The organism is Chryseotalea sp. (assembly GCF_057350905.1).
The window spans coordinates 56858-80005 of the sequence record NZ_JBMRCF010000001.1; the positions used below are offsets into that span (position 1 = coordinate 56858).

General features: G+C 41.0%; 21 protein-coding genes. 8 read left to right on the forward strand and 13 right to left on the reverse strand.

The features are described from left to right. Window positions 1–200: 200 nt before the first annotated feature. Window positions 201–1847, forward strand: a complete 1647-nt coding sequence (locus ACO1XM_RS00215) for a S41 family peptidase (protein WP_486224905.1) — start codon at window positions 201–203, stop codon at window positions 1845–1847. Between the two features lie 41 nt (window positions 1848–1888). Next, window positions 1889–2776, forward strand: coding sequence for an alpha/beta fold hydrolase (locus ACO1XM_RS00220; protein WP_486224907.1), 888 nt, complete (start codon window positions 1889–1891; stop codon window positions 2774–2776). A 10-nt stretch (window positions 2777–2786) separates the two neighbouring features. Here ACO1XM_RS00220 and pyrE read toward each other — a convergent pair whose 3' ends face one another. After that, the gene (gene pyrE / locus ACO1XM_RS00225; RefSeq protein ID WP_486224909.1) at window positions 2787–3428 is read right to left on the reverse strand and encodes an orotate phosphoribosyltransferase; all 642 of its coding nucleotides are present in this window, start codon (window positions 3426–3428) and stop codon (window positions 2787–2789) included. Window positions 3429–3529: 101 nt separating this feature from the next. Between pyrE and ACO1XM_RS00230 the strand changes: the two genes are divergently transcribed. Beyond that, window positions 3530–4210: an NUDIX hydrolase gene (locus ACO1XM_RS00230; RefSeq protein ID WP_486224911.1), complete on the forward strand. Its 681-nt coding sequence runs from the start codon at window positions 3530–3532 to the stop codon at window positions 4208–4210. Window positions 4211–4330: 120 nt separating this feature from the next. Here ACO1XM_RS00230 and ACO1XM_RS00235 read toward each other — a convergent pair whose 3' ends face one another. Then, window positions 4331–6850 (reverse strand): aconitate hydratase, encoded by a 2520-nt coding sequence (locus tag ACO1XM_RS00235; protein ID WP_486224913.1) that lies wholly within the window; start codon window positions 6848–6850, stop codon window positions 4331–4333. Between the two features lie 260 nt (window positions 6851–7110). Here ACO1XM_RS00235 and ACO1XM_RS00240 point away from each other — a divergent pair, with 260 nt between their 5' ends. Then, window positions 7111–9525: an ATP-binding protein gene (locus tag ACO1XM_RS00240; protein ID WP_486224914.1), complete on the forward strand. Its 2415-nt coding sequence runs from the start codon at window positions 7111–7113 to the stop codon at window positions 9523–9525. Window positions 9526–9571: 46 nt separating this feature from the next. On the opposite strand, the gene folE is transcribed toward ACO1XM_RS00240, so the two are convergent. Together folE and ACO1XM_RS00250 are read right to left on the reverse strand one after the other, a co-directional pair. Continuing rightward, window positions 9572–10261, reverse strand: coding sequence for a GTP cyclohydrolase I FolE (gene folE / locus ACO1XM_RS00245; protein ID WP_486224915.1), 690 nt, complete (start codon window positions 10259–10261; stop codon window positions 9572–9574). After that, the gene (locus ACO1XM_RS00250) at window positions 10221–10631 is read right to left on the reverse strand and encodes a 6-pyruvoyl trahydropterin synthase family protein (protein ID WP_486224917.1); all 411 of its coding nucleotides are present in this window, start codon (window positions 10629–10631) and stop codon (window positions 10221–10223) included. The genes folE and ACO1XM_RS00250 overlap by 41 nt, the downstream gene beginning before the upstream one ends. A gap of 162 nt (window positions 10632–10793) precedes the next feature. Here ACO1XM_RS00250 and ACO1XM_RS00255 point away from each other — a divergent pair, with 162 nt between their 5' ends. Together ACO1XM_RS00255 and ACO1XM_RS00260 are read left to right on the forward strand one after the other, a co-directional pair. Next, window positions 10794–12377: a Na+/H+ antiporter gene (locus ACO1XM_RS00255; protein WP_486224919.1), complete on the forward strand. Its 1584-nt coding sequence runs from the start codon at window positions 10794–10796 to the stop codon at window positions 12375–12377. 94 nt (window positions 12378–12471) lie between these two features. Then, window positions 12472–12819 (forward strand): hypothetical protein, encoded by a 348-nt coding sequence (locus ACO1XM_RS00260; protein ID WP_486224921.1) that lies wholly within the window; start codon window positions 12472–12474, stop codon window positions 12817–12819. 83 nt (window positions 12820–12902) lie between these two features. Here the strand turns inward: ACO1XM_RS00260 and ACO1XM_RS00265 are convergent, their stop codons facing one another. From ACO1XM_RS00265 to ffh, 9 genes are all read right to left on the reverse strand, one after another. Beyond that, window positions 12903–13862, reverse strand: a complete 960-nt coding sequence (locus tag ACO1XM_RS00265) for a succinylglutamate desuccinylase/aspartoacylase family protein (protein ID WP_486224923.1) — start codon at window positions 13860–13862, stop codon at window positions 12903–12905. A gap of 109 nt (window positions 13863–13971) precedes the next feature. Next, entirely contained in the window at window positions 13972–14124 is a 153-nt protein-coding gene (locus tag ACO1XM_RS00270) for a hypothetical protein (protein WP_486224925.1), read from the reverse strand. Continuing rightward, window positions 14111–14575: a type II toxin-antitoxin system VapC family toxin gene (locus ACO1XM_RS00275; RefSeq protein WP_486224927.1), complete on the reverse strand. Its 465-nt coding sequence runs from the start codon at window positions 14573–14575 to the stop codon at window positions 14111–14113. Before ACO1XM_RS00275 ends, ACO1XM_RS00270 begins: the two co-directional genes overlap by 14 nt. A 216-nt stretch (window positions 14576–14791) precedes the next feature. Continuing rightward, window positions 14792–15256 carry a hypothetical protein gene (locus ACO1XM_RS00280; RefSeq protein ID WP_486224929.1) on the reverse strand — a complete coding sequence of 155 codons (465 nt, stop codon included), beginning with the start codon at window positions 15254–15256 and terminating at the stop codon, window positions 14792–14794. Between the two features lie 49 nt (window positions 15257–15305). After that, complete coding sequence (gene rimK / locus ACO1XM_RS00285; RefSeq protein WP_486224931.1) at window positions 15306–16214, reverse strand: 30S ribosomal protein S6--L-glutamate ligase; 909 nt, start codon at window positions 16212–16214, stop codon at window positions 15306–15308. 20 nt (window positions 16215–16234) lie between these two features. Then, window positions 16235–16696, reverse strand: coding sequence for an ATP-dependent zinc protease family protein (locus tag ACO1XM_RS00290; protein ID WP_486224933.1), 462 nt, complete (start codon window positions 16694–16696; stop codon window positions 16235–16237). Between the two features lie 104 nt (window positions 16697–16800). Next, on the reverse strand, window positions 16801–17310 hold the full coding sequence (locus ACO1XM_RS00295) for a DUF2911 domain-containing protein (protein WP_486224935.1): 510 nt from the start codon (window positions 17308–17310) through the stop codon (window positions 16801–16803). Window positions 17311–17461: 151 nt separating this feature from the next. After that, a complete protein-coding gene (locus ACO1XM_RS00300) occupies window positions 17462–18010 on the reverse strand; it encodes a PepSY-associated TM helix domain-containing protein (protein ID WP_486224937.1) in 549 nt (182 codons plus the stop codon). A gap of 27 nt (window positions 18011–18037) precedes the next feature. Continuing rightward, on the reverse strand, window positions 18038–19369 hold the full coding sequence (ffh, locus tag ACO1XM_RS00305) for a signal recognition particle protein (RefSeq protein ID WP_486224939.1): 1332 nt from the start codon (window positions 19367–19369) through the stop codon (window positions 18038–18040). 326 nt (window positions 19370–19695) lie between these two features. Between ffh and ACO1XM_RS00310 the strand changes: the two genes are divergently transcribed. Together ACO1XM_RS00310 and ACO1XM_RS00315 are read left to right on the forward strand one after the other, a co-directional pair. Next, window positions 19696–20487, forward strand: a complete 792-nt coding sequence (locus ACO1XM_RS00310; protein WP_486224941.1) for an ion transporter — start codon at window positions 19696–19698, stop codon at window positions 20485–20487. 190 nt (window positions 20488–20677) lie between these two features. Beyond that, a complete protein-coding gene (locus ACO1XM_RS00315; protein ID WP_486224943.1) occupies window positions 20678–23125 on the forward strand; it encodes an ABC transporter permease in 2448 nt (815 codons plus the stop codon). Window positions 23126–23148 lie beyond the last annotated feature (23 nt).

The window sequence follows — 23148 nt, forward strand, 5'->3', positions numbered from 1 at the left end:
ATGGTCTTGCCATGATGACTTGGTAATGAAAAGGGTAAAAATCAACATTTTGATGGCGAGTGTATCATTAAACAGTGAAAAACGACACTTGTGCGACCATTAATAGAATTCCTCAGTTTTTTTGAACACGAATTACTAACTTTTACGTTGTAAAGTAGGCTTGCTGCCTGGTTGCAAGCATCTATTTAATAGAAAGATTTATGAGAAGAAGATTATTGATGGCAAGCAGTTTTATGGCAGTAATTCTTTTGATTGCTGCTAGTTCACCGAGCGAACGCTACTTCGAAATTGCCAAGAACCTCGATATTTTCGCAACGCTTTTTAAAGAAGTTAACGCGCTGTATGTTGACGAAGTAGATCCAGGCAAACTCATGCGTACCGGTATGGATGCTATGCTCGCCTCGCTTGACCCCTATACCAATTACATTTCTGAAGATGAGGTAGAAAACTTCAGGACTGTAAATACAGGACAATATGGAGGCATTGGTGCAGTAACACGGCAAATCGGAAACAGAACGGTAGTAACCATGATTATGGAGGGTTTTGCTGCTCAACGCGGAGGTTTGAAAATAGGTGATGAAGTTTTAAAAATAGATCAGGTAGAATTGGCCCGTGTAACCAGTGAAGAAGCCGGAGCGCTCATGAAAGGGCAACTCGGTACCGCAGTGAGTTTAACTGTGAAGAGACCGGGAGAAGCCGAGCCCTTTACCCTGAGTTTTAAGCGCGAAAAAATCAAGGTCAACAATGTGCCACACTTTACAATGCTGAGTGATGATACAGGTTATATACAATTAACAGATTTTACACCCGATGCAGGCAAAGAAGTGAAAAATGCCTTGGTTGCATTGAAAGAAAAAGGCGCCAAAAAATTAGTGCTTGACCTGCGTGGTAATCCGGGTGGTTTGCTAATGGAGGCGGTAAACATTTGTAATCTTTTTATACCTAAAGGAAAATTGGTAGTAAGCACTAAGGGCAAGATGCCAGAGCACAATTTTTCTTACGAAACTTTAAATGCACCGATTGATACAGAAATACCACTGGTTGTTTTGATAGACAGAGGAAGTGCATCGGCCTCAGAAATTGTGGCGGGTACTTTGCAGGATTACGATCGTGCAGTGGTGATCGGAGAGAAATCGTACGGAAAAGGTTTGGTGCAAATCAGCAGACCTCTTTCTTATAAAGCACAACTAAAAGTTACCACCGCCAAGTATTATACTCCGAGTGGTCGTTGCATACAGGTATTGGATTATTCGCGCAGACGCGAAGATGGCAGCGTAGGTTCTGTTCCGGATTCATTGAAAAAATCTTTTAAAACCAGTAGAGGTCGCGTTGTGTACGATGGTGGAGGTATTGATCCCGATCTGCTTACGGTTAATCAAACCTATCATCCTATCGTGCAGGTATTGTTTGAATCAGGTTACTTGTTTGATTACGCTACAGCATTCACCGCCAAACGAACCGCTCCGGTGGATGTGAAATCATTTCAATTAAGTGATGCCGATTATAATGCCTTTGTTCAATGGATGAAAGACAAGCCGTATAACTATACAACAAACCTTGATGAAGATTTATTAAGAATAAAAGAGCAGGCAAAGCGGGAGAAGAATTATGAAGAAATTAAATCGATGATAGAGAAAATTGAATCAACGGTAAGCGATAAAAGAAAAAATGATCTCGTGGTGCATAAAGATCAGATTAAACAAGCACTGGAGGCAGACATACTTTCACGTTATTTCCTGGAGAAGGGTTATGTGGAGGCAGGCTTTAAGTATGATGAAGAGTTGGCCAAATCAATAGAATTATTGGCCAAGACCGATAACTACAATAAAATTCTGCTGAACAATTAGGTGCATAATCTGTTCTGAGATTGCAGTACAATAAACAGAGTGTGAAGCTTGTCAAAAAACGTTACCTCATCACAATAGCTTGCATAGCAGGGCTTATGCTTGTGTCGCATGCCTGCATGACTTTCCGTATGTCGGAAAAAGAAATAGCCAGACATTTTAAAGAAAAAAATATTGCTGTAAAACAGGATGCACTTAAAATAGATAAACGCACACAGCATTTTGTAGCTACCGGAAAAGAAGATAAACCCACCGTTGTATTTGTTCATGGCTCACCCGGTTCACTCAGTGCTTTTATCGATTTTCTTTCCGATAGTTTGCTCTTGGCAAAAGCACATTTAGTAACTATTGACAGGCCGGGTTTTGGCTACTCTAATTTTGGAATGGCAGAGCCGTCTTTAAAAAAGCAGGCTGCATTACTTCAGCCACTGCTTGCATTAAGAAAACAGCACCGGCCAATTATTCTAGTGGGGCATTCACTTGGCGGTCCCGTCATTGCACGCATGGCCATGGATTATCCCGACCTTGTGGATGGTTTAATCATGGTGGCAGGTTCTATTGATCCGGAGCTCGAGCCCAATGAACGTTGGTTCAGAGTTCCTTTGGCAACACCTTTTTTCAACTGGCTGATGCCTTTATCATTTAAAGCCTCTAACGATGAAATTTTAGAAGCAAAAAAGGAACTGGAGCTCATGCTGCCCTTATGGAAGAATATCAAGTGTCCGGTTATTGTTTTACAAGGTGCCAAGGACAAGTTAGTACCCCCGGGCAATGCGGTTTTCGCTAAACGCATGCTAACCAATGCACCTGTAACAGTAGTGCTGCAAGAAGATGTAAATCACTTCATTCCCTGGACACATCCGGAGATGATTCAACAGGCTATATTGCAATTACTGGATCAAATTGAAGCCAACGGAGTGGCTAAGCAATAATCAGTCATCGTCAGGCCTTCCAGTTGGCAGGATCAAAGCGCCAGGATTTTAACAACATGAGCTGTTCATCAGAAATTTTCCTGGAGGTTAATGCATAATCGATCAGGTGATTATAGTCGCTCAGGCAAACTAAAGGGATATTTGCTTTTGCAAAGCTCTGCTCGGCCACATCAAAACCATAGGTAAATACAGCCAGCATTCCTTCAATTATAAAGCCCGCATCGCGCAAAGCTTCTGCCGCTTTTAAAGAACTGCCACCAGTAGAAACCAGGTCTTCAATAACCACGATGCGCTGACCTTTCACAATTTTGCCTTCAATCAGGTTTTCCATGCCATGATCCTTAGGCTTAGGTCTGACATATACAAAAGGAAGATTAAGTGCATCTGCAACCAACGCGCCTTGTGGAATGCCTGCAGTAGCTACACCCGCAATGCCCTCAGCCTTGGGGAAATGTGTTTTAATGGCCTGTGCCAAAGAATTCTTAACAAGTGTTCGTACTTCAGGAAATGATAAGGACAGACGATTGTCGCAATAAATAGGGGACTTCCAGCCAGAACTCCATGTAAATGGCTTTTCTGTGTTCAATTTAATGGCTCCAATGCTTAAAAGTGCTTCTGATACAGGATGGGCAGTGCTTTGTACAATCGTCATATCTCAAAATTTGATAGTGCGAAAATGGTAAAAAATACAGAAGCACTTGCCAGCATGGAAATATTTTATTCTTTTGCAGAGGGTTAATCCCTCACTGCCTGATGGTTCTATTTGTAAACGACATACGCCTCACCATTTATAAATCAAATGAGCAACCGGCTTCTGGCCAATACAACCATAAGGTTGACGCTCAGGTGGAACCAATAACCCCTGCGGGGCTATTACACCACGTGTGGATACAAAATGCCGATGACAAGCATATGAATGTGTTGTTGGAATTACTCAATTCTAAGGTGCCCTTGAATGTATTGTCTGTTCACTTGTCGGTTAAGGATTATGATTCCATTCAGGATTTTCTTTACAGTAAGTTTAAGGTGGTAAAAGCTGCAGGCGGCTTGGTTCGTAAAAAGGATAAATTCCTGATGATTTACCGGTTGAAGAAATGGGATTTGCCGAAAGGCAAGAAGGAGAGAGGCGAGAAGTATAAAGAGACTGCTGTTCGCGAAATTGAAGAAGAGTGCAATGTAAGTGTGAAGCTTGGAAAAAAATTATGCACCACGTGGCACACCTATACCATGAATAAACACGCCATGTTGAAAAAGACAAAGTGGTATGTGATGGACATTGTAGACGACAGCAAAATGGCACCCATGCTGGAGGAGGATATTGAGGAGGTAAGATGGATGAATCCTAAAGAAGTTTATCACTCACTTCAAAATTCGTATAAATCAATACACTACGTATTTGAGCAATACTATGCGCTTAAAGAAGTGATTCGTTAATTGATTTGAAAATTTGATGATGTGTTGATGTGCTGATGTGGTAATTCGTTGATTTGAAGTAAAATAAAAAAGCCAGGCATTACACCTGGCTTTTTCTTATACTGAAAATTGTAACTAAGCTTACTTTTTCTTCTTAGCTACTTTCTTAAAAGACTTCTTAGCGGCTTTTTTCACCACTTTTTTCTTGGCTACTTTCTTCACTACCTTTTTAGCAGCTTTTTTCTTCGCAACGGGTTTAGTGGTTTTCTTGGCAGCTTTCTTTACCACTTTTTTCACTGCCTTTTTCACTGCCTTTTTAGCAGCAGGTTTAGCAGTTTTCTTAGCAGACTTTTTAGCAACAGTTTTTTTCTTTTTCGGAGCGCTTGCTTTACCATTACTTGCTTTAACAGCATTCATGGCATTTAATGCAGAACCTGCCTTAAACCACTCGATCTGGTTAGCATTATAAGTGTGGTTAACTAAAATGCTTTCTTTGCTGCCATCGCTGTGGTTTAACACTAACTCTAGTTGCTTTTCAGGAGCAAATTTGGTTAAGCCAACAATGTCGAGCACATCATCTTCAAGGATTTTATCGTAGTCGGCTTTATTCGCAAAGGTAAGTGCAAGCATACCCTGCTTCTTCAAATTGGTTTCGTGAATGCGAGCGAATGATTTAACAAGAATGGCACGCACACCTAAGTGGCGTGGTTCCATCGCTGCGTGTTCCCGTGATGAACCTTCACCATAGTTTTCGTCACCGACTACGATGGAACCAATGCCTTGCGCTTTGTAAGCACGTTGCACTTTAGGAACTTCATCGTAAGCGCCTGTTAAATTATTTTTAACGCTGTTGATTGATTCGTTGAAATAGTTGGTGGCGCCAATCAAAAGGTTGTTTGAGATGTTATCCAGGTGACCGCGGTATTTTAACCATTTACCTGCCATAGAAATATGGTCGGTTGTACACTTACCTTTTGCCTTAATTAATAAACGCAGACCTTTTAAATCTGTGCCTTCCCAGGCTTTGAATGGTGCCAGCAATTGTAAGCGATCTGATGTAGGGCTTACACTCACTTTTACTTTGCTGCCATCTTTAGCAGGTGCCTGGAAGCCAGGATCTTTTACATCGAAGCCTTTCTTCGGTAGTTCATCACCGGTAGGTGCCTCCAGTTTTACTTTTTCGCCACGCTCGTTTGTTAAGTAATCTGTAAGCGGATTAAAAGTTAAATCACCGGCAATGGCCAATGCTGTTACTAATTCAGGTGAACCTACAAATGCAAAAGTGTTCGGGTTGCCATCGTTACGTGACTGGAAGTTTCGGTTGAAAGAGTGAACAATTGTGTTTTTCTCTTTCTTGTCTGCGCCAACACGATTCCACATACCAATACATGGACCGCAAGCATTGGCAAATACTTTAGCACCAATTTTATCGAAAGTGCTGATGAAACCATCACGCTCGATAGTGTAACGCACTTGCTCTGAACCTGGTGTGATGGTGAATTCTGCTTTTGTCTTCAGTCCTTTGTCGGCCACTTGTTTAGCCAGGCTGGCAGCACGGGCTATATCTTCGTAAGAAGAGTTAGTACATGAACCGATCAGACCTACTTCAATTTTTGTTGGCCAACCATTTTTAATGGCCTCGTCTTTCAATTTAGAAAGTGGTGTAGCCAAATCTGGTGTAAACGGACCGTTGAGGTGTGGCTCAAGGGTTGATAAATTGATTTCGATTACCTGATCAAAATATTTTTCAGGAGAAGCGTATACTTCAGGATCGGCTGTTAAATGTTCCTTGATTTTATCGGCCAGTTTAGCCACATCGGCACGACCTGTTGCTACCAGGTAGCGCGACATTGATTCGTCATAACCAAAAGTAGAAGTGGTAGCTCCGATTTCTGCGCCCATGTTACAGATGGTACCTTTACCCGTGCAACTCATAGAAGTTGCACCTTCGCCAAAGTATTCAACAATAGCACCTGTACCACCTTTTACTGTTAGAATACCGGCCACTTTCAGGATAACATCTTTCGCTGAAGTCCAGCCGTTAAGCTTACCAGTAAGTTTTACACCGATCAGCTTAGGAAATTTCAATTCCCAGGCCATACCAGCCATCACATCAACAGCATCTGCACCACCTACACCAATAGCGACCATACCCAAACCACCGGCATTTACCGTGTGTGAGTCAGTTCCGATCATCATACCACCTGGGAAGGCATAGTTTTCTAATACAACCTGGTGAATAATACCGGCACCTGGTTTCCAGAAGCCAATACCATATTTATTTGAAACAGAGGCGAGGAAGTCGAACACTTCTTTGCTCTCATTATTTGCAGCAGTTAAATCATCTTTTGCACCCGTCTTGGCTACAATCAGGTGATCGCAATGCACAGTAGAAGGTACAGCTACCTTGGGGCGACCAGCAGACATAAATTGTAACAAGGCCATCTGAGCAGTAGCATCTTGCATGGCCACACGATCAGGTGCGAAGTCTACATAAGACTTTCCGCGACCAAAATTCTCCAGCTTTTGCTCGCTGTGGAGGTGAGAATAGAGTATTTTTTCAGATAGGGTAAGCGGTTTGCCAACGGCTTTTCTGGCTTTGGCAATGCGGCCAGGCATGGCTGCATATAACGCTTTGATCATGTCTAAATCGAATGTCATAGTGGATGAAATTTTAAGGTACTAAGCTACGGATTTTTAGTACTAAAAAGACTGAATTTTAGACAATATGCCCTTATTTTCTTGTCCATTGGTAGGTTACGGGGTGGTAACGATGGTCTTTCACTTTTTTATTTTGTATCTTAAACTTTACCATTAACCTTACCTTTGATTATCAACAATCGGGGGAGTCTTCGTTGGATATCCGATTAATGCTTTAAGCCCTTTTGAACACAATTTTAAATTTCAGACCATTGAAAAGAATGGCATTGCGGATACTGCCGTATTTAGTTTTTTGGATGATTACCGCAACTTCATGGGCGCAGTCTATAGATCAATTGTTGCTGGACTATAATACCACCCGCGACTCCATCCAACGCACGACCATTGAAGAAAGACTGGCCTGGACGTATCAGGATCAGGAAGCATATTCCAGGGCCATAGAATTTTATAAAAAAGCGTTGAAAGGAAGGGCCTTAGATACCTTAAGAGCACAAAAAATACGTGTAGGCATGGCTTTTTGCTACCATGAATTGGGCGAACAGGGTTCAGAGATTGAGGTGCGGGAAGAAATACTTCGCTTTGCTGCTCAGGACAAGGCTATGGCGATATCAAATATTCAGGCCTTATCGACTTTATATCTCGAATCAAAAAAGTATGACAAAGCTATAACATATACTGAACGACTCTTGCAAGAAGCGATGGTTCAAAAAGACTATCAATTAATCACCCAGGCCTATAATAACCTAGGTTATATTTATCATCTCCAGAACAACTCTAAAAAGTCATCTGAATATTTCAACAAGAGTTATGCGGTAACCACTACAAAAGGAATTTCCATTAAGAACCCGGATCGGGTGAAGATACTCATCAACCTGGGTGTTGTTAATGCAAATCTTGGCCAACCTGAACGAGCACAGGCTTTATTTGCTGAGGCTGTTGAGCTTGCAAAAAAGGAGGGTGACTCTCTGATTTTAGCAAGAGCACTCAACTTTACAGCCACTGGAAATTACCTCAGGGGTCAAGTAAATAATGCCATTACCATCTTGCAAGAATCGATGTCGATACTAAAATTGCTGGCTGAAACGGAGGAGTCGGATGCGATACGTTCGGATTGCTATAAACTTATGGCTGAATTAATGCTGAAGAAAAACGACCTTCAATTATTCCGCTTCTACCAAAAGCAATACGATGACTTAAGGGAACATAGTTTACAATATCAAAAAAGAAGATACAGACTTTTATTGGAACGACAGTTTGCCACAGAGGAACAAGAGCGTGAGATCCAGCGGCTAATTTCTGAGAATCAAAATAACAAAGTTCAGCTTGTTCAATCTGAGCTAACGGCACTTCAAAAAGAACGCGAGCTGGAGTTGAAATTGAAGGAGCTCGCATTTTTAAAGAATGAGAACGATCTCCAGGCAATCCGTTATCAGAATGAATTGCTGGAGAAAGAGAAGATCAGTCAGTTATTAGAAATTGTGCAACAGAAAGCAGCCGTTGCCGATCAGGAACAAAAAATTAAACTACTTCAGCAAGATAAAAAGCTTCAGGATTTTACCCTGGCAAAAAATAAAAAAGAGATTGAATTGCTGGAGGATGCAAAGCAACAACAGCGTAAAATAAAAGAATACAGTTTTATCATTATAGGTTTACTGTTGATTTTATTGGCCATAGCCATTGCATTATATTTTTACAGAAACAGAAAAGACCTGGAGTTGGCTGAACAAAACCAGCTTATCAACAACCTCAACAATGAAATGATCGCCCAAAATGAGGAGTTAGTTTCCTTGAACGATACTTTAAACGACCGCTCCAGTGAAGTGGAAAAACAAAACCTCCAACTAACCCAGGCACAGGAAATAATCGACAAGCAGAATAAGAAACTCCTTTCATATAGTCGCAACCTGGAAGAGGAAATTGACCGAAGGGTAAAAGAAATCAAGAATGCCAACCACGAACTTATTCGGTATAACAATCAGTTGGAACAATTTGCTTTTACTGTTTCGCATAATTTGCGAGGGCCTATTGCAAGATTGTTAGGGCTTACTAATCTGTTATTGGTCAATCCAGAGACTATTGACAGAAATTTTATGTTAGTCAAAGTCGCGGATAGTGCCCTGGAGTTAGATGAGGTAATAAAAGACCTGGTTAAAATTCTGGACATAAAATACAGTACCCAGTTAATGATTGAATCGATTGATCTTCAGGAGAGAGCAAACAAAACATTAATTACGCTGGAGCAGGTCATGCAAAAGAGCAGCACAAAGGTAAAGGTGGATTTTTCAGAGGTGAATATCATCAAATCGGTAGGTGCTTATATTGATAGCATCTTGTACAACTTGATTAGTAATGCCATTAAATACAAATCGCCCAATCGCCCCTGTTATGTGGAAGTAAGCTCAAGACTTCAGGGCAATAATATGGTGTTGGTGGTGAAAGACAATGGGATAGGTATCGATTTAGAGAAGTACAAAAATCAATTGTTTGGCCTGTACAGACGATTTAATACCCACATTGAAGGAAAGGGGCTGGGTCTTTATCTTGTTAAAGCCCAGGTTGAGTCGCTTAATGGTCATGTTGAAGTGACAAGCGTTTTAGATGAGGGCACTACTTTTACGGTTACGTTTCCAGTATATGACCAGGCATTGTATGAAAACGTAACCGATTCAAAGTAACTCAGAGAATAATTCTTCTGATACTAATGTTGATTATATGAAGATGTTACTTGCTATTGATGTAGTTAAGAAACTCTCGTTTAACATTGTCATCTTCTTTGAACTTACCTGAAAAATAAGCAGTTCCTGTTTTACTATTGGTATCGCTTACACCCCTGGAGGCTACACACATGTGGTTAGCATCCATGACCACAGCAATCGATTTGGTTTGCAAGATGCGCTCCAGTTCTTTACCAATCTGTACTGTTAAACGCTCCTGTACTTGTGGTCGCTTGGAGAAATATTGTACAATGCGATTGATCTTCGACAGTCCGATTACTTTTCCACTGCTGAAATAAGCCACATGTGCTTTTCCATAAATAGGTACAAAGTGGTGCTCGCAATGTGAGTAGAAAGTGATATCCTTTTCTACCAACATCTGGTCGTAGTTGTATTTGTTTTCGAAGAGTCTTGCTACCGGTTTATTTTTTGGATTTAAACCGCTGAAAGCTTCTTTTACAAACATCTTCGCCACACGCTTGGGTGTACCTGCCAGGCTGTCGTCTGTAAGGTCAAGCCCTAATGTTTCCATGATCTGACGAAAATGGGATTCTATGCGTTCAATTTTCTCCTCATCGCTGAGATCGAAAGCATCTTTGCGCATGGGCGTCTCTACAGATGACGAGTGGTGATCGTCATCTTCATCATCAATGGGCTTAAGAGGCCGGATATTCAACGAAATTTCTTTCTGTCTCATAAAGGGTGATTTTCAGTTCAAACTTAGGGTCTATTTTTTGCCTCAAAATTCTCCAGATGACCAGTACAATGTTTTCGGCTGTTGGATTGAGACTGTGAAAGTATTCAGTATCTAAATTTAGGTTTTTATGGTCGAGTTTCAGCAATACATTTTCTTTAATAATATCGCTGAGCTCTTTTAAATCATATACGTAACCCGTGGCAGGATCGATTTCGCCAATGAGGCTAACAACCAATTCATAATTGTGGCCGTGGAAATTCGGATTATTACACTTGCCAAAGACTTTATCATTCTGTTCGTCAGTCCAATCCGGGTTATAGAGACGGTGTGCTGCGTTGAAATGTTCTTTTCGGGAGACTTTAACCTTCATCGTATTTCAAGAACAGAGAAAATGTTGAATAGTTCAAGGTTTTCTTGAAATAACTAAACAAAACCCTGATACATGCGCCTATTTCAGAGAACTATTTCAATTTTACTTCCGTTAGCCTAAATTCTTTTTAATATTTTCAAGTCTATTTACGATTAAAAGCAGATGAGTAACCTGGCTGTTATTATTATTTTGTTGACTGTGGTAACCGCATTGGCTGAGGTTACCGATAAGATTCGCATACCCTATCCGATCTTATTGGTGCTGGCAGGGATGGGCATAGGCATTATACCAGGCTTACCTTCCGTAGAGCTGCATCCGGATATTGTTTTCCTGATATTTCTGCCACCTATTTTATATGCAGCCGCCTGGACAACTTCCTGGCCAGATTTTAAGCGCGCCAAAAGACCTATAACACTGTTGGCTATTGGTTGCGTCATTTTTACAACCTGTGCAGTGGCAGTGGTTGCTCATTATTTTATTCCTCATTTCTCATGGGCTGAGGCTTTTGTGTTGGGCGCTATTATTTCCCCTCCCGATGCTGTAGCAGCCACAGCTGCTACGAAAGGTCTGGGTGTACCTAAACGTGTGGTAACCATCTTAGAAGGAGAGAGCCTGGTAAACGATGCCACCGGATTGATTGCCTATAGGTATGCAGTCGCGGCCGTGGTTACAGGTGTATTCAGTTTATCAGAAGCTGGCATTCAGTTTTTTTATGTAGCGGGTGGAGGCATTGTATTTGGGTTGGCACTTGGTTTTATTTTTAAATGGATACATAAAATCACACCGGATAATCCAACTACAGATACAACACTGACTTTTCTGGTTCCCTTTATCGCTTATTTAGGTGCAGAAGAATTTCATATGTCGGGTGTGCTGGCTGTGGTGGCATCGGGTTTATACCTGAGTTGGAATTCGTCAGACATATTTTCGCAACGTACACGCCTGCAAGCGAATGCCACCTGGGACACGGTTATCTTTTTACTAAACGGTATTATTTTTATTCTGATTGGTTTGCAGCTGCCTGTCATATTAAAAGACATTGATCACGCTTCATTAGGTAACCTTATTGGTTATGGCGCTATTGTGAGCCTTGCAGTAATTGTAGGTAGAATTATCTGGGTATATCCGGGCGCATACTTACCCCGTTGGCTTTCTAAAAAAGTAAGAGAGCAGGAGCCGGAAACCAATGTGCGCCTGGTTACTGTCATTGCCTGGTCGGGCATGCGTGGTGTGGTGTCCTTGGCAGCAGCCTTGGCTTTACCGCTCACCCTTTCAGATAATCAGCCTTTTGAAAACAGAAGTTTAATTATCTTCTTAACCTTCTGTGTTATTTTTTCAACATTAGTTATTCAAGGTCTCAGCTTACGTCCCATTATTAAATGGTTAGGCATAAAACCGGACGATCGCGAGCATCAAGATGAATTGGAGGCGAGACTGAAAATTGCTTCTGCAGTGATTGAGAAAATTGAAGAAGAATATTCATTGAGTTTAAGTGAAGATGTGCTTAACCAGATCAAAACAAAATATGAAATCAGGATTCAGCGCGTTACCAAAAATAAAATAAGAAGCAGGTTAGATGATGCACAGCTTATTGAGTTTCATCGGATACAGGAAGAGCTGTTGAAAATGGAGCGCCTTCATGTTAATACGATGCGCAGGTCTGGTAAAATCAGTGACGAGGCCTTGAGAAAATTAGAGTATGAACTAGACCTGGAGGAGGCAAGGCTTATACTTGATAAGCGCTAATGGTTAAAGAGGACAAGATGATGCTAAGTTAAGAGTGGGTAATACTTATTAAACAGTAATTGGAAGAATGAATATTATACGAATTGTTTTAATAATGATGCTGTATCTTATTTCAACATCAATCTATGGCCAGGAAAAAGAAGATGTCGCATGGGACCTAGGATTGGAGGGTATGTTTGCGTTTTCAACAGGCAAGGATTTTTATGCTTTCAATGTAGGTGGTCCGAGCCTTCTTTTAAGATTGAATAAAGATTTGAAGATTGGTTTTGGTGCATTGCCTTCTTTTTACATTAAAGAGGGGAAGACAGGTGCGAAACTGGGTGTGTCACCGCGAATTGACTATAAGCACCTTGTATTAATAGCACCATTCTTCCATTTTGATACTTCAGATACGTGGGTTTGGTCAGTAGGCTTAGGGTATAAATTCCATAAGGTAAAATGATAAATCTCCTTATATCAACTATTTAATATCGGACTATTTCTGCTTTTAAATTGAATGGAAGTGTTTTTAATAAACAAAGACGCTTACTCTAACCTACAAAGATTATCCATGCCTAGGTGCATAAGCGCATCCCCGGCATTCACTACAGGTATATTGTTAAGTCCGATAACATAACCAGTCTCTTTTGCTATTACTTTTTCTTTGAATTCACCAAAGGGATCAGTGATGGTGCCAATCCAGTCACCTTTGTGCACTAATTGACCAGCCGCCACTTGTGTTTGAAAGAGCCCCGCATGTTTGGCGCGCACCCATGATGAATGCCAGATAATGCGATTTACTTCTTTTGGCGCTGGCGCTTCATCAATCATGTTTAAGTGTTTCATTAAACGCAACGTTCCCTCGATGCCTTCTTCAACTGCATGCTGATCGAAACGTAAGGATTCACCGGCTTCGTAAACAATAATATTTCTGTCTTTTTTAGAGGCTTCTTTTCTTAATGAGTTTGGACGGAAAGGTGCATCGAGTGTAAAAGGTGCGCAGAAAGCTTCGGCCAGTTCAACATTTTTTTTATCGCTCAGCGTGGCACGTACCTGCGGATAGTTAGTGCGCATGGCCCCACCCGTATGAAAATCGATACCGTAATCGATGTTAGGAATAATGTCGTGGGTAACGTGGTAGGCAACACGAGAAGCCAGGGAGCCTGACTTGCTACCCGGAAAAGACCGGTTTACATCTTTACCATCGGGTACATCGCGCGAGAAGTTTAAAAATCCGTATACGTTGATGATGGGTATGCAAACAACAGTACCGCGTTTAGGTTGGTGGAGGTTGCGTTCAATAATTCTGCGTACGATCTCCATACCATTAATTTCATCGCCATGCATGCCGGCCATCAGGGCGAGGGTAGGGCCATCTTCCTGACTGCGGGAAACATAAATCGGTGTATCGATTTGTGTGTGGGAGGGAAGCCGTGCGATGTTAATGTTGATCTCCTTAAACTCGCCAGGTTTTATCTCCTGACCGGCAATTTGTATTTTTTTCATGTGTACTGAGCAGTCGATAGTATATTATTCACAGCGGCTGATTTTTTAAACTGTATCTGCTTACTTTTACTAAACTGTAGGGTGAAGATCCAGCCAAGGTAGATAGTTGTTATGCACTGGGCTTAATTGATGTCTCTTTTTTGCGCTTATTAAAATAAGCAATGATTTCCTCTTTAGTCATCTTTGATAGCTTCTCGCTAATTTTAGCGCGCTGTTCTCTCATAAATTTGACAGCATCAAATTGTTTTTCAATCGTCTTCATATTTTTCAAATTCTCTAGGTGAGCGTATCTCTAACTGTTTATATCCATTTTTTATATTGATAGAATTATAACCACGTATTCGCTGAACATTAACAATATGCTTAAAATTCCAACTTACTAAAAAATCAGCTCGATTTATTGTTGCTAAGGCAATATGTAAACAGTCAGCATAACTGGTTTGCCCAACTACTTTTTCAACTATATACTGTGTTGCCAAGTCAACGACTTCGTCAGTAGCATCAAGAAACTCAGTCGAATCGGTTCTAAGGCTTTTTACGAGATCTTTCACCTGATCAGGAGCGTTGTATAACTCATCTTGAGTCACTGCCGAAAAGAGTAGGGTGAACTCATGGCCCTTGAGTCGTTCAAATAATGGAATAGTGTATTCAGAAAACTCCTCATCAAAGTAACCACCAAATACAGATGTGTCAATATAAATTCTTTGTTTCACTCTTCGAATCTACGAAAAATAGACCTAAGTCTATTAAGAATAGAATAAGAAATAGATTGATTTTCAATTCTCGATAGGACTGATAGCAACACCATGTCACTATTAGCTATATGTGACGATCTGAGTTTAAAAGCACGGTTGTATTTACCTGTACAAAATTAAGTGCTAGTCAAGTGTTTAAAATGCATGGCAATGAGCTTTTTTCTGCGTTTTTTTTTACTTCTTCATTTCCGGTTGATATTTATAATAATCAGGCTGAGGTTCCTTCTCCCAAATAAATTTGTATCCTGTCTCGAGTATTTCTGATTCAAAACCCATGCGAAACGTATAAATGTTTTCAGGATTACTGCCAAACAAAATCATAACTGCTGATAAAAATCCAGATATAATCAAGATGAATATAGTGAAGATTTTGTTCGGTTTAATCTTCACCACAAATTGGTTCACAATAAAAACCAGGATGTACCAAAAGGCAAAATATGTCAAAAGATCAATTATTAAACCGAAAACAAAAATTTGTAATGAGAGTGAAGTGTGCCATCCTCGGCACATATAGGGAATTGGAAAACCTGTTAGAATTTCATCAGGTCCATCAATAACCTGGACATACCACCATTTAGAAAAAATTGTGAATGAAATAATCGTCAGGGGTAATATTAATTTATAAAGTAATTGTTTCATGACAGGGAGAGGAAGCGACAAACCACCATTTCACTTCAGACCATTAAAATCATGCATTGATTTTATCTTTCTGAATTTTCTTCTTCATGGCATTTTTTTCCAAATACTGAATTATTTTTCCTGCGATGTCTACTTTGGTTGCACCCTCAATGCCTTCCAGACCTGGTGATGAATTGACTTCGATAATCAATGGGCCACGGGCAGATGGCAACATATCTACACCCGCCACACCTAAGCCCATTTTCTTTGCAGCGGTTATGGCTGTTTGTTTTTCAACGGATGATAATTTGATGAGCGTTGCTTTTCCACCCCTATGCAAATTAGACCGGAACTCACCTTCTTTTGCCTGGCGCTTCATGGCGCCAACTACTTCGCCATTTACAATAAAGGCACGGATGTCTGCTCCCTTGGATTCTTTTACAAATTCCTGCACCATGATGCGTGTCTTTAAACCATGAAAAGCATCAATTACCGATTGAGCTGCTTTTTTATTCTCAGCAAGTACTACACCAAGTCCTTGTGTACCTTCAAGCAGTTTAATGATTACGGGCGCACCCCCCACTGCTTCAACTATACCTTCTGTATCTTTCGTATAGTCCATGAACATGGTTTTAGGTAAACCAATACCAGCACGCGAAAGTATCTGCAAGCTTCTGAATTTATCTCGTGAACGAATCAAGGCTTGCGATTCCACCGCAGTAAATACTTTCATCATTTCAAACTGGCGCACCACAGCAGCTCCATAAACAGTAACGGAAGCACCAATGCGTGGAATGATGGCATCGAAGTAATCCAGCTTGCGCCCATTGTACAATACCATTGGGTTCTTCTTTTCCAGGTAGAGCACGCATTTCATGTGATCTATAATTTCAACATTATGACCACGTTTTTCACCAGCTTTTTTTAGCCGCTGTGTGGAATAGAGTTTAGGGTCGCGTGATAATATGGCGATGTTCATAATTCCTGGGTTGATTGGGGTTAGCGTTTCTTTTTTATTCTTCTTTCACGCATTTCGCGTAATGCTTGTTGTTTCGATTTATAAGAGAGATTCTTCTTTTTAACATCAATCAGGTAGCGCGCCTGCAATATTTTTCGTCCTATTAAGATCGGGAATTTAAGTGAGCCTCGGTTGCTTAAAGAAAATTCTGCTGTTATTTCTTCGTTAAAAATTTTGATGGTAGTGGTAATAACGTACCGTCTCTCCACTTCACCAAATGAATTTTTTATATCCCGCTCATGAAAAGTGTCTGATGTAAACTTCATTCCTGTAAACTCGGGATGCTCCTCGTCCAGCAACACAAATTCCAGAATGCCATTAACAACTTTAGCGCTCTGGCAATGTAAACTACACCGGTAGGCGCCCGTATCTACTTTAGCATGAATATTTTTTAATCCCAGACCGGGTAAATCAACGCGATCGTAACGGCCTAAAACCTCCATTATTAAAGGTTGTAAAAAAAACAGGCCTTCGCAAATTTGGCATTCGTATAAAATAAAAAACCCTTGCTAAGGATGTTAGCAAGGGTTTTTAGCGCTTTATCAGCTTAACCTTTCTTTACTTTGAAAGAAGCAGATGTATTTTCCCAAACAATGTTTACTCCACCTTTATCAACAGAAATGGTAAACAATTCCGTGAATTCGGCTTTGCTAGGCTTCACATTTACGCGCAGCACATCGTTTTTATCGTTGTACTTGTAAGCGCCCCATTGCTTTGCTTCGCTGTTGAAAATGATGGTCCATTCATTTTCAGTAGGGATGGTGAAAAGACTGTAAGTGCCAGCAGCCAAGGCCTTTCCTTCAATGGTAACGGCTTTGTCGAAAGTGATGGTGGTTGCATCATTGGCACCGGTTCTCCAAACCTGACCAAAAGGAACAAGATCGCCCATTACTTTACGACCTTTAACAGATGGACGGTGGTATACGATGGTTACTTTGGTGCCATCAATAGTACCTTCAACGGTTTCTTTAGGGCTGGCAGGTTTCTTATCCTGTGCCAGGCTTTCTACGCTTACAAAAGCCATCAACAGTAATGATAAGGCAAGTAGTTTTTTCATGATGTTAGGTTTTAATGAGTTTCAACTATGGGTATAACGCGAAAATGCCCCGAACGTTCGGAGCATTTTCTATTTATTAATTATATACCTGTAACTATTTTAAGAACGGTTGAAGGCCTATAAAAGTTTCCGGATTTGAAGGGTTTTTAGCTTAAGAAAGCAGGAATAAAAATATAAGTGGGAAAATAATGCCGATTAGGGCTAATTTCCAGCCGCGACTTCTGAAACTATTTTCACCTTTTTGGATAAACATGCCGGTGAAGGCAATGACCAGCATCGCAACACCAAAAAAATCGGAATAATAAATCCACCATTTGCTGGTATCAACGTGCAACTGGGTCATTTGTCCCAACACGGGTGTGGTTTTGTATTCTTCAATTTTTCCTTTGCCTGTACTCAGATCAATTTTAACATCATGCTTTTCGTACGAGATGCTCAATTGATTTTTGTCTACTGTAAATCTTCTCAAATTATCTTTAATACCCTGCGCTTCTGTAAATGCAGCTATGTAAGCATCATTTACAATGCTATCGGGTTTGCTAATGGCAGGAATGGTGATTTCAGTTGCACTGTATGTGTAGCGCCTTGGGTGCCAGTCGCGCCTGTGGTTAAGAAAAATACCAGAAAAAGAAAAGGCAATGATCAGGCCTAAATAAAAATAAGCAAAGTCGCGGTGAACAGAGCGGGCAGTTAGTTTCATGATAAAGAAGAAGGTATGTTTAAAATGTTATCGTCCGAAAGGATTTAATGCGCTTAAGGCACGCTTGCCACCACCCATTTTATTCATTGTTTTCATCATCTTACGCATATCGCTAAATTGTTTGAGCAATTGATTTACCTGCTGGATGGAAGTACCACTGCCTTTAGCAATGCGCTCTTTTCGGCTGCCATTGATAACATCCGGATTTTCTCGCTCCTGTGAAGTCATAGATCTGATGATGGCTTCCACCGGTTTGAATGCATTATCATCTACATCAACACCTTTCATGGCTTTACCTACACCTGGTATCATGCTCATCAGGTCTTTGATGTTACCCATCTTCTTTACTTGCTCTAGCTGCGTAAGGAAGTCGTTAAAGTCGAATTGGTTTTTACGAAGTTTTGCGTTTAATCTTTTGGCTTCATCTTCATCAAAGGCTTGTTGTGCTTTTTCAACGAGTGTCACTACATCGCCCATGCCCAAAATACGGCTTGCCATACGTTCAGGATAGAAGCGATCCAATGCCTCCATCTTTTCGCCCATGCTGATGAACTTGATGGGTTTCTCTACTACCCTGCGAATAGAAAGGGCAGCACCACCGCGGGTATCACCATCTAATTTGGTTAGAACTACACCATCAAAATTAAGGCGGTCGTTAAATGCTTTGGCTGTGTTTACCGCATCCTGACCTGTCATGGCATCCACCACAAACAAAGTTTCGGAAGGAGCGAGCGCTTCTTTTAATTTGGCGATCTCCTTCATCATCTCCTCATCTACGGCCAAACGACCGGCAGTATCGACAATGACGATGCGGTGATTATTTTTCTTAGCGTGCTCAATAGCAGCTTTGGCAATTTTTACGGCATCCTTATTTTCAGGTTCAGCATAAACGTCTACTCCGATTTGCTCACCCAGTACTTGTAACTGTTTAATGGCGGCTGGTCTGTAGATATCGCAGGCCGTAAGCAGTACCTGCCTGCCTTGCTTTTTTAAATAGCTGGCGAGCTTACCCGAAAAAGTAGTTTTACCGGAACCTTGCAAACCGGCAATAAGAATAATGGCCGGATTGCCCTGAATAGTAATGTCAACGCTTTCTCCGCCCATTAAATGGGTAAGCTCATCGTTGGTAATTTTTGTGAGGAGTTGCCCTGGAGAGATGGACGTGAGTACATTTTGCCCCATGGCTTTCTCCCGGATATCGTCCGTTACTTCCTTAGCAACTTTATAGTTTACGTCTGCATCAATTAATGCTTTGCGTATTTCTTTAACCGTTGAGGCTACGTTGATTTCCGTGATGCGTCCCTGGCCTTTCAGGGTTTGAAAGGCTTTCTCCAGTTTTAAACTTAAATTATCAAACATGTGCCGGAATTTTTAGAAGTAGATATTACCAGTTTGCAATACAATATCATTTAGATAAGCGATTTTTTTGGCCCTGCCTTTGCCATAACGGCTACGTGCTGGCTCACCTCCAATCCTCTTCAAAAGAGAGGATGGTTATGGAAGCTTAACTAAACGGCATTGATTTGGCCATATGGTTTTAACAAACAGGGTGCAAAGTTAATTCGATTTTTTATTTGACCTATACTTGAACAGGCTTCTGAAATAGGCTAACATGCTTTTTTTGATAGAAAAGAGGCTATATTTAAGTTTTAATCAACGTATTCGTTGTTTACCTGATTTAACCTATGTCCTTTCGGAAACGAGTTTTTGAACAACTGGAGCCTGCGGTATCTGGTTTGCGTAGCGCCAGAGTAATCGAGTATTTTTTTATTGGATTGATCATCTGCAACATTGCCGCCATACAACTGGAAACCGTACCCCGTTTTTATGATCGCTACCAACGCTTCTTCGATAATTTTGAAATCTTTTCGGTGATCATCTTCTCCATCGAATATGTACTGCGGATATGGACATCTACAGAAATGCTCCGCTACAGAAATCCCCTCAAAGGAAGGTTTCGCTACATCATGTCGCGCTCTGGCTTAATTGACTTATTTTCTATACTTCCTTTTTACCTGAATTTTTTACCGATCGATTTGCGATGGCTAAGAATTTTCAGGTTGTTCAGGTTATTGCGCATGCTTAAAATTGCGCGCTATTTGTCGGCCTTGAATTTAATTTTCGCTGTAATAAAAGACAGACGCGAACAGTTGATGGTGGTGATCATGTTCATCTTTTTTCTGCTGGTGATTATTGCTACAGTGATGTTTTATGTAGAAGGCCCCGCACAACCGGATGTGTTCTCCAGCATTCCGGCTACCATGTGGTGGGGCATTGCCACGCTTACAACGGTTGGCTATGGGGATATGGTGCCCATTACCACGCTCGGAAAATTTCTGGCCGGTATTATTGCCATCATTGGTGTGGGTATGTATGCACTCCCGGCCGGTATTTTATCAGCCGGTATTTCTGATCACTTAAATAGCCATAAGGCAGGTAAAGAAAAACGCTGCCCCCATTGTGGTAAGGATTTGTAATTGATTGAATGAAAGGGTTAGCATTGACAATGATTGTTGAGCATTCCCCTTGTTTTTAAATCGACCGGATGCGGACAGGGGCGTCCATTTTCGCATTCATCCAACTCACTAAAAGTTTGATTCTGCGTTAAATCAAAGGTTTTTTCAATGGCATTGAGATTGATATACAGATCAAATCAAAGCCATAACTATGTTCAAAAATTATATCTCCATCGCTGTCCGCAATCTTCTTAAACACAAAGTTTTTTCAATCATTAACATCGCAGGACTGGCGATTGGTATTGCGTGCTGTACACTATTGGCACTTTATATAAAGGATGAATTTAGTTACGAAAAGCATTTTGCACACGCTGATCAGATTTATCGCATCACAAGTACTTTTAAAACCAGCGATGGTGATCTGCACAACCCACGCACATCGCCACCCATTGCGATGGCCGTGCGCGCCAACTTGCCGGAAGTTGTAGAAGCAACGCGTGTTGTAAGTCCGCCTGAAGTGGAGCAACATTTGATACAATACAAAGACAGATCTTTTTATGAACGCAAAGGCTATTTAGTAGACTCTACCTTCTTCCAGGTTTTTAATTATGATTTTAAAGAGGGCAGTGCTACTACATCACTTCGCACGGCATCCTCTGTGGTGCTGAGTGCTCCAGTAGCTGAAAAACTTTTTGGACAAGCATCTGCCCTTGATGAATTACTGGTGATTACAAGTGGTGGTTCGGTTGATACTTTTCGTGTGAGTGGTGTGTTGCAACCCACTAAACATAAGTCGCATGTGGATGCAGACTTTTACATGAGCATGAATAGTAAGGGCTGGGGACAATGGATTGGCAGTATTAATACATGGGCAGGCCAGAACTTTATCCAATCTTATCTGTTGCTGAGAGCACATACCTCGGTTAGCGAAACAGAAAGTAAGCTCGCAACACTTCTGGAAAAAAATGGTGGTAAGGAGTTGCGCGAAATGGGCATGAACAAAACACTTCACCTGCAGGCACTCACCGATATTCATTTACACTCCTCGCATTACCAGGGCGATTTGGGAGAGAAGGGGAACATCACTTATTTATACATTCTCTCTTCCATTGGTATTTTTATCCTGCTGATTGCGTGCATCAATTTTATGAACCTGACTACTGCTAAAGCAAGCCAGCGTGCAGGTGAGGTGGGTGTGCGCAAAACAATGGGCGCTACACGCAATAGTTTGATTTACCAGTTTTTAGGCGAGTCTATTTTGCTGGTGTTAATGGCAACTTTGCTGGCGGTTATGTTAGTGCAGATCTCCTTACCATTTTTTAATTATGTTACACAAAAAGATCTCAACTTAACAGGCATTAATTTATTATTTCTAATGGGATCGCTCTTTGTTATCGCCTTAATAACGGGCATTGGTGCCGGCAGTTATCCGGCTTTGTACTTATCATCTTTTCAACCGGCTATTGTATTAAAAAATAAACGCCTGAGTGGTGGTGGAAGTAATTGGTTGCGCAAAGGGCTGGTAGTAGTGCAATTTGTTATATCGATAACGCTCATTTCAGCCTTGGCGATCATCTATTCGCAGATGAAATTTATTCAATCACAATCACTTGGGTTTAATCCCGAATACAATGTTACTATTCCATTGCGTACAGTGGAGGCAAAGGAATCTTACGACAACTTAAAAAATGCATTACAAAATTTGAGCGGTGTATCCGGTGTTTCTGCCTCAACCAGTTTGCCAGCCACACCCCTGATGCGCGACTTCTCCTTGTATAAAAAGGGAAGTTCCATGCAGGAGGCTGTCCACCATTTTGTTGTGTTTAATGATGAAGAGTATTTTAAAACTTTAGGAATTAAATTAGTAGCCGGACGCGAGTTTATTTATAGCAGCGACTCCGCATCCTGGAGTGCTGAAAAAGTGAATGTATTGGTAAATGAAGAAAGTCTGAAGCAAATGGGAATCCCATTGGCCGAAGCCATTGGTGCAACCTTATATACAGAGTGGCGTGGAAAGATTAAAGCGCATGAAATTGTGGGTGTTGTGGAGAACTTCCATCAAATGTCGCTTCACCGAAAAATAGAGCCTCTTGTTTTTCAGGTGCCTGCTTCCCGTAATGAATATGTTTTCGTTACAACCAGTATTGCAGCGGGTAACTACGAATCATTTATGGAAAAAGTACAAGAAACGTGGACAGACCTGAACCCAAACACGCCTTTTGAAAGTATGTTATTAAGTCAGCAGGTAAAGCAACAATATGAAGCGGATAACCGCATGGCCATGATGATCACTTCATTCACTTCCATTGCTATTATTATTTCATGCTTAGGCTTGTATGGACTATCTATTTATGTAGCCGAGAGAAAAACAAAGGAGATTGGTATTCGCAAGGTAATGGGCGCTTCTATTGCCAGCATTGTGGGCATGCTCTCAACCGACTTTTTAAAATTGGTAGCCATTGCCTTTTTCATTGCTGTACCCATTAGTTATTATCTGATGAGCGAATGGTTACAGACCTTTTCATTCAGGGTGGAAATGAGTGCGTGGATTTTTATAGTAGCCGGTTTGGTCTCCTTTTTTATTGCCTGGTTTGCTGTAGGTTTTGAGTCTGTGAAGGCAGCCATTAACAATCCAGTGAATTCTTTGAGAAACGAATGAAAGTGTTAAAGTGTTAGAGCGTT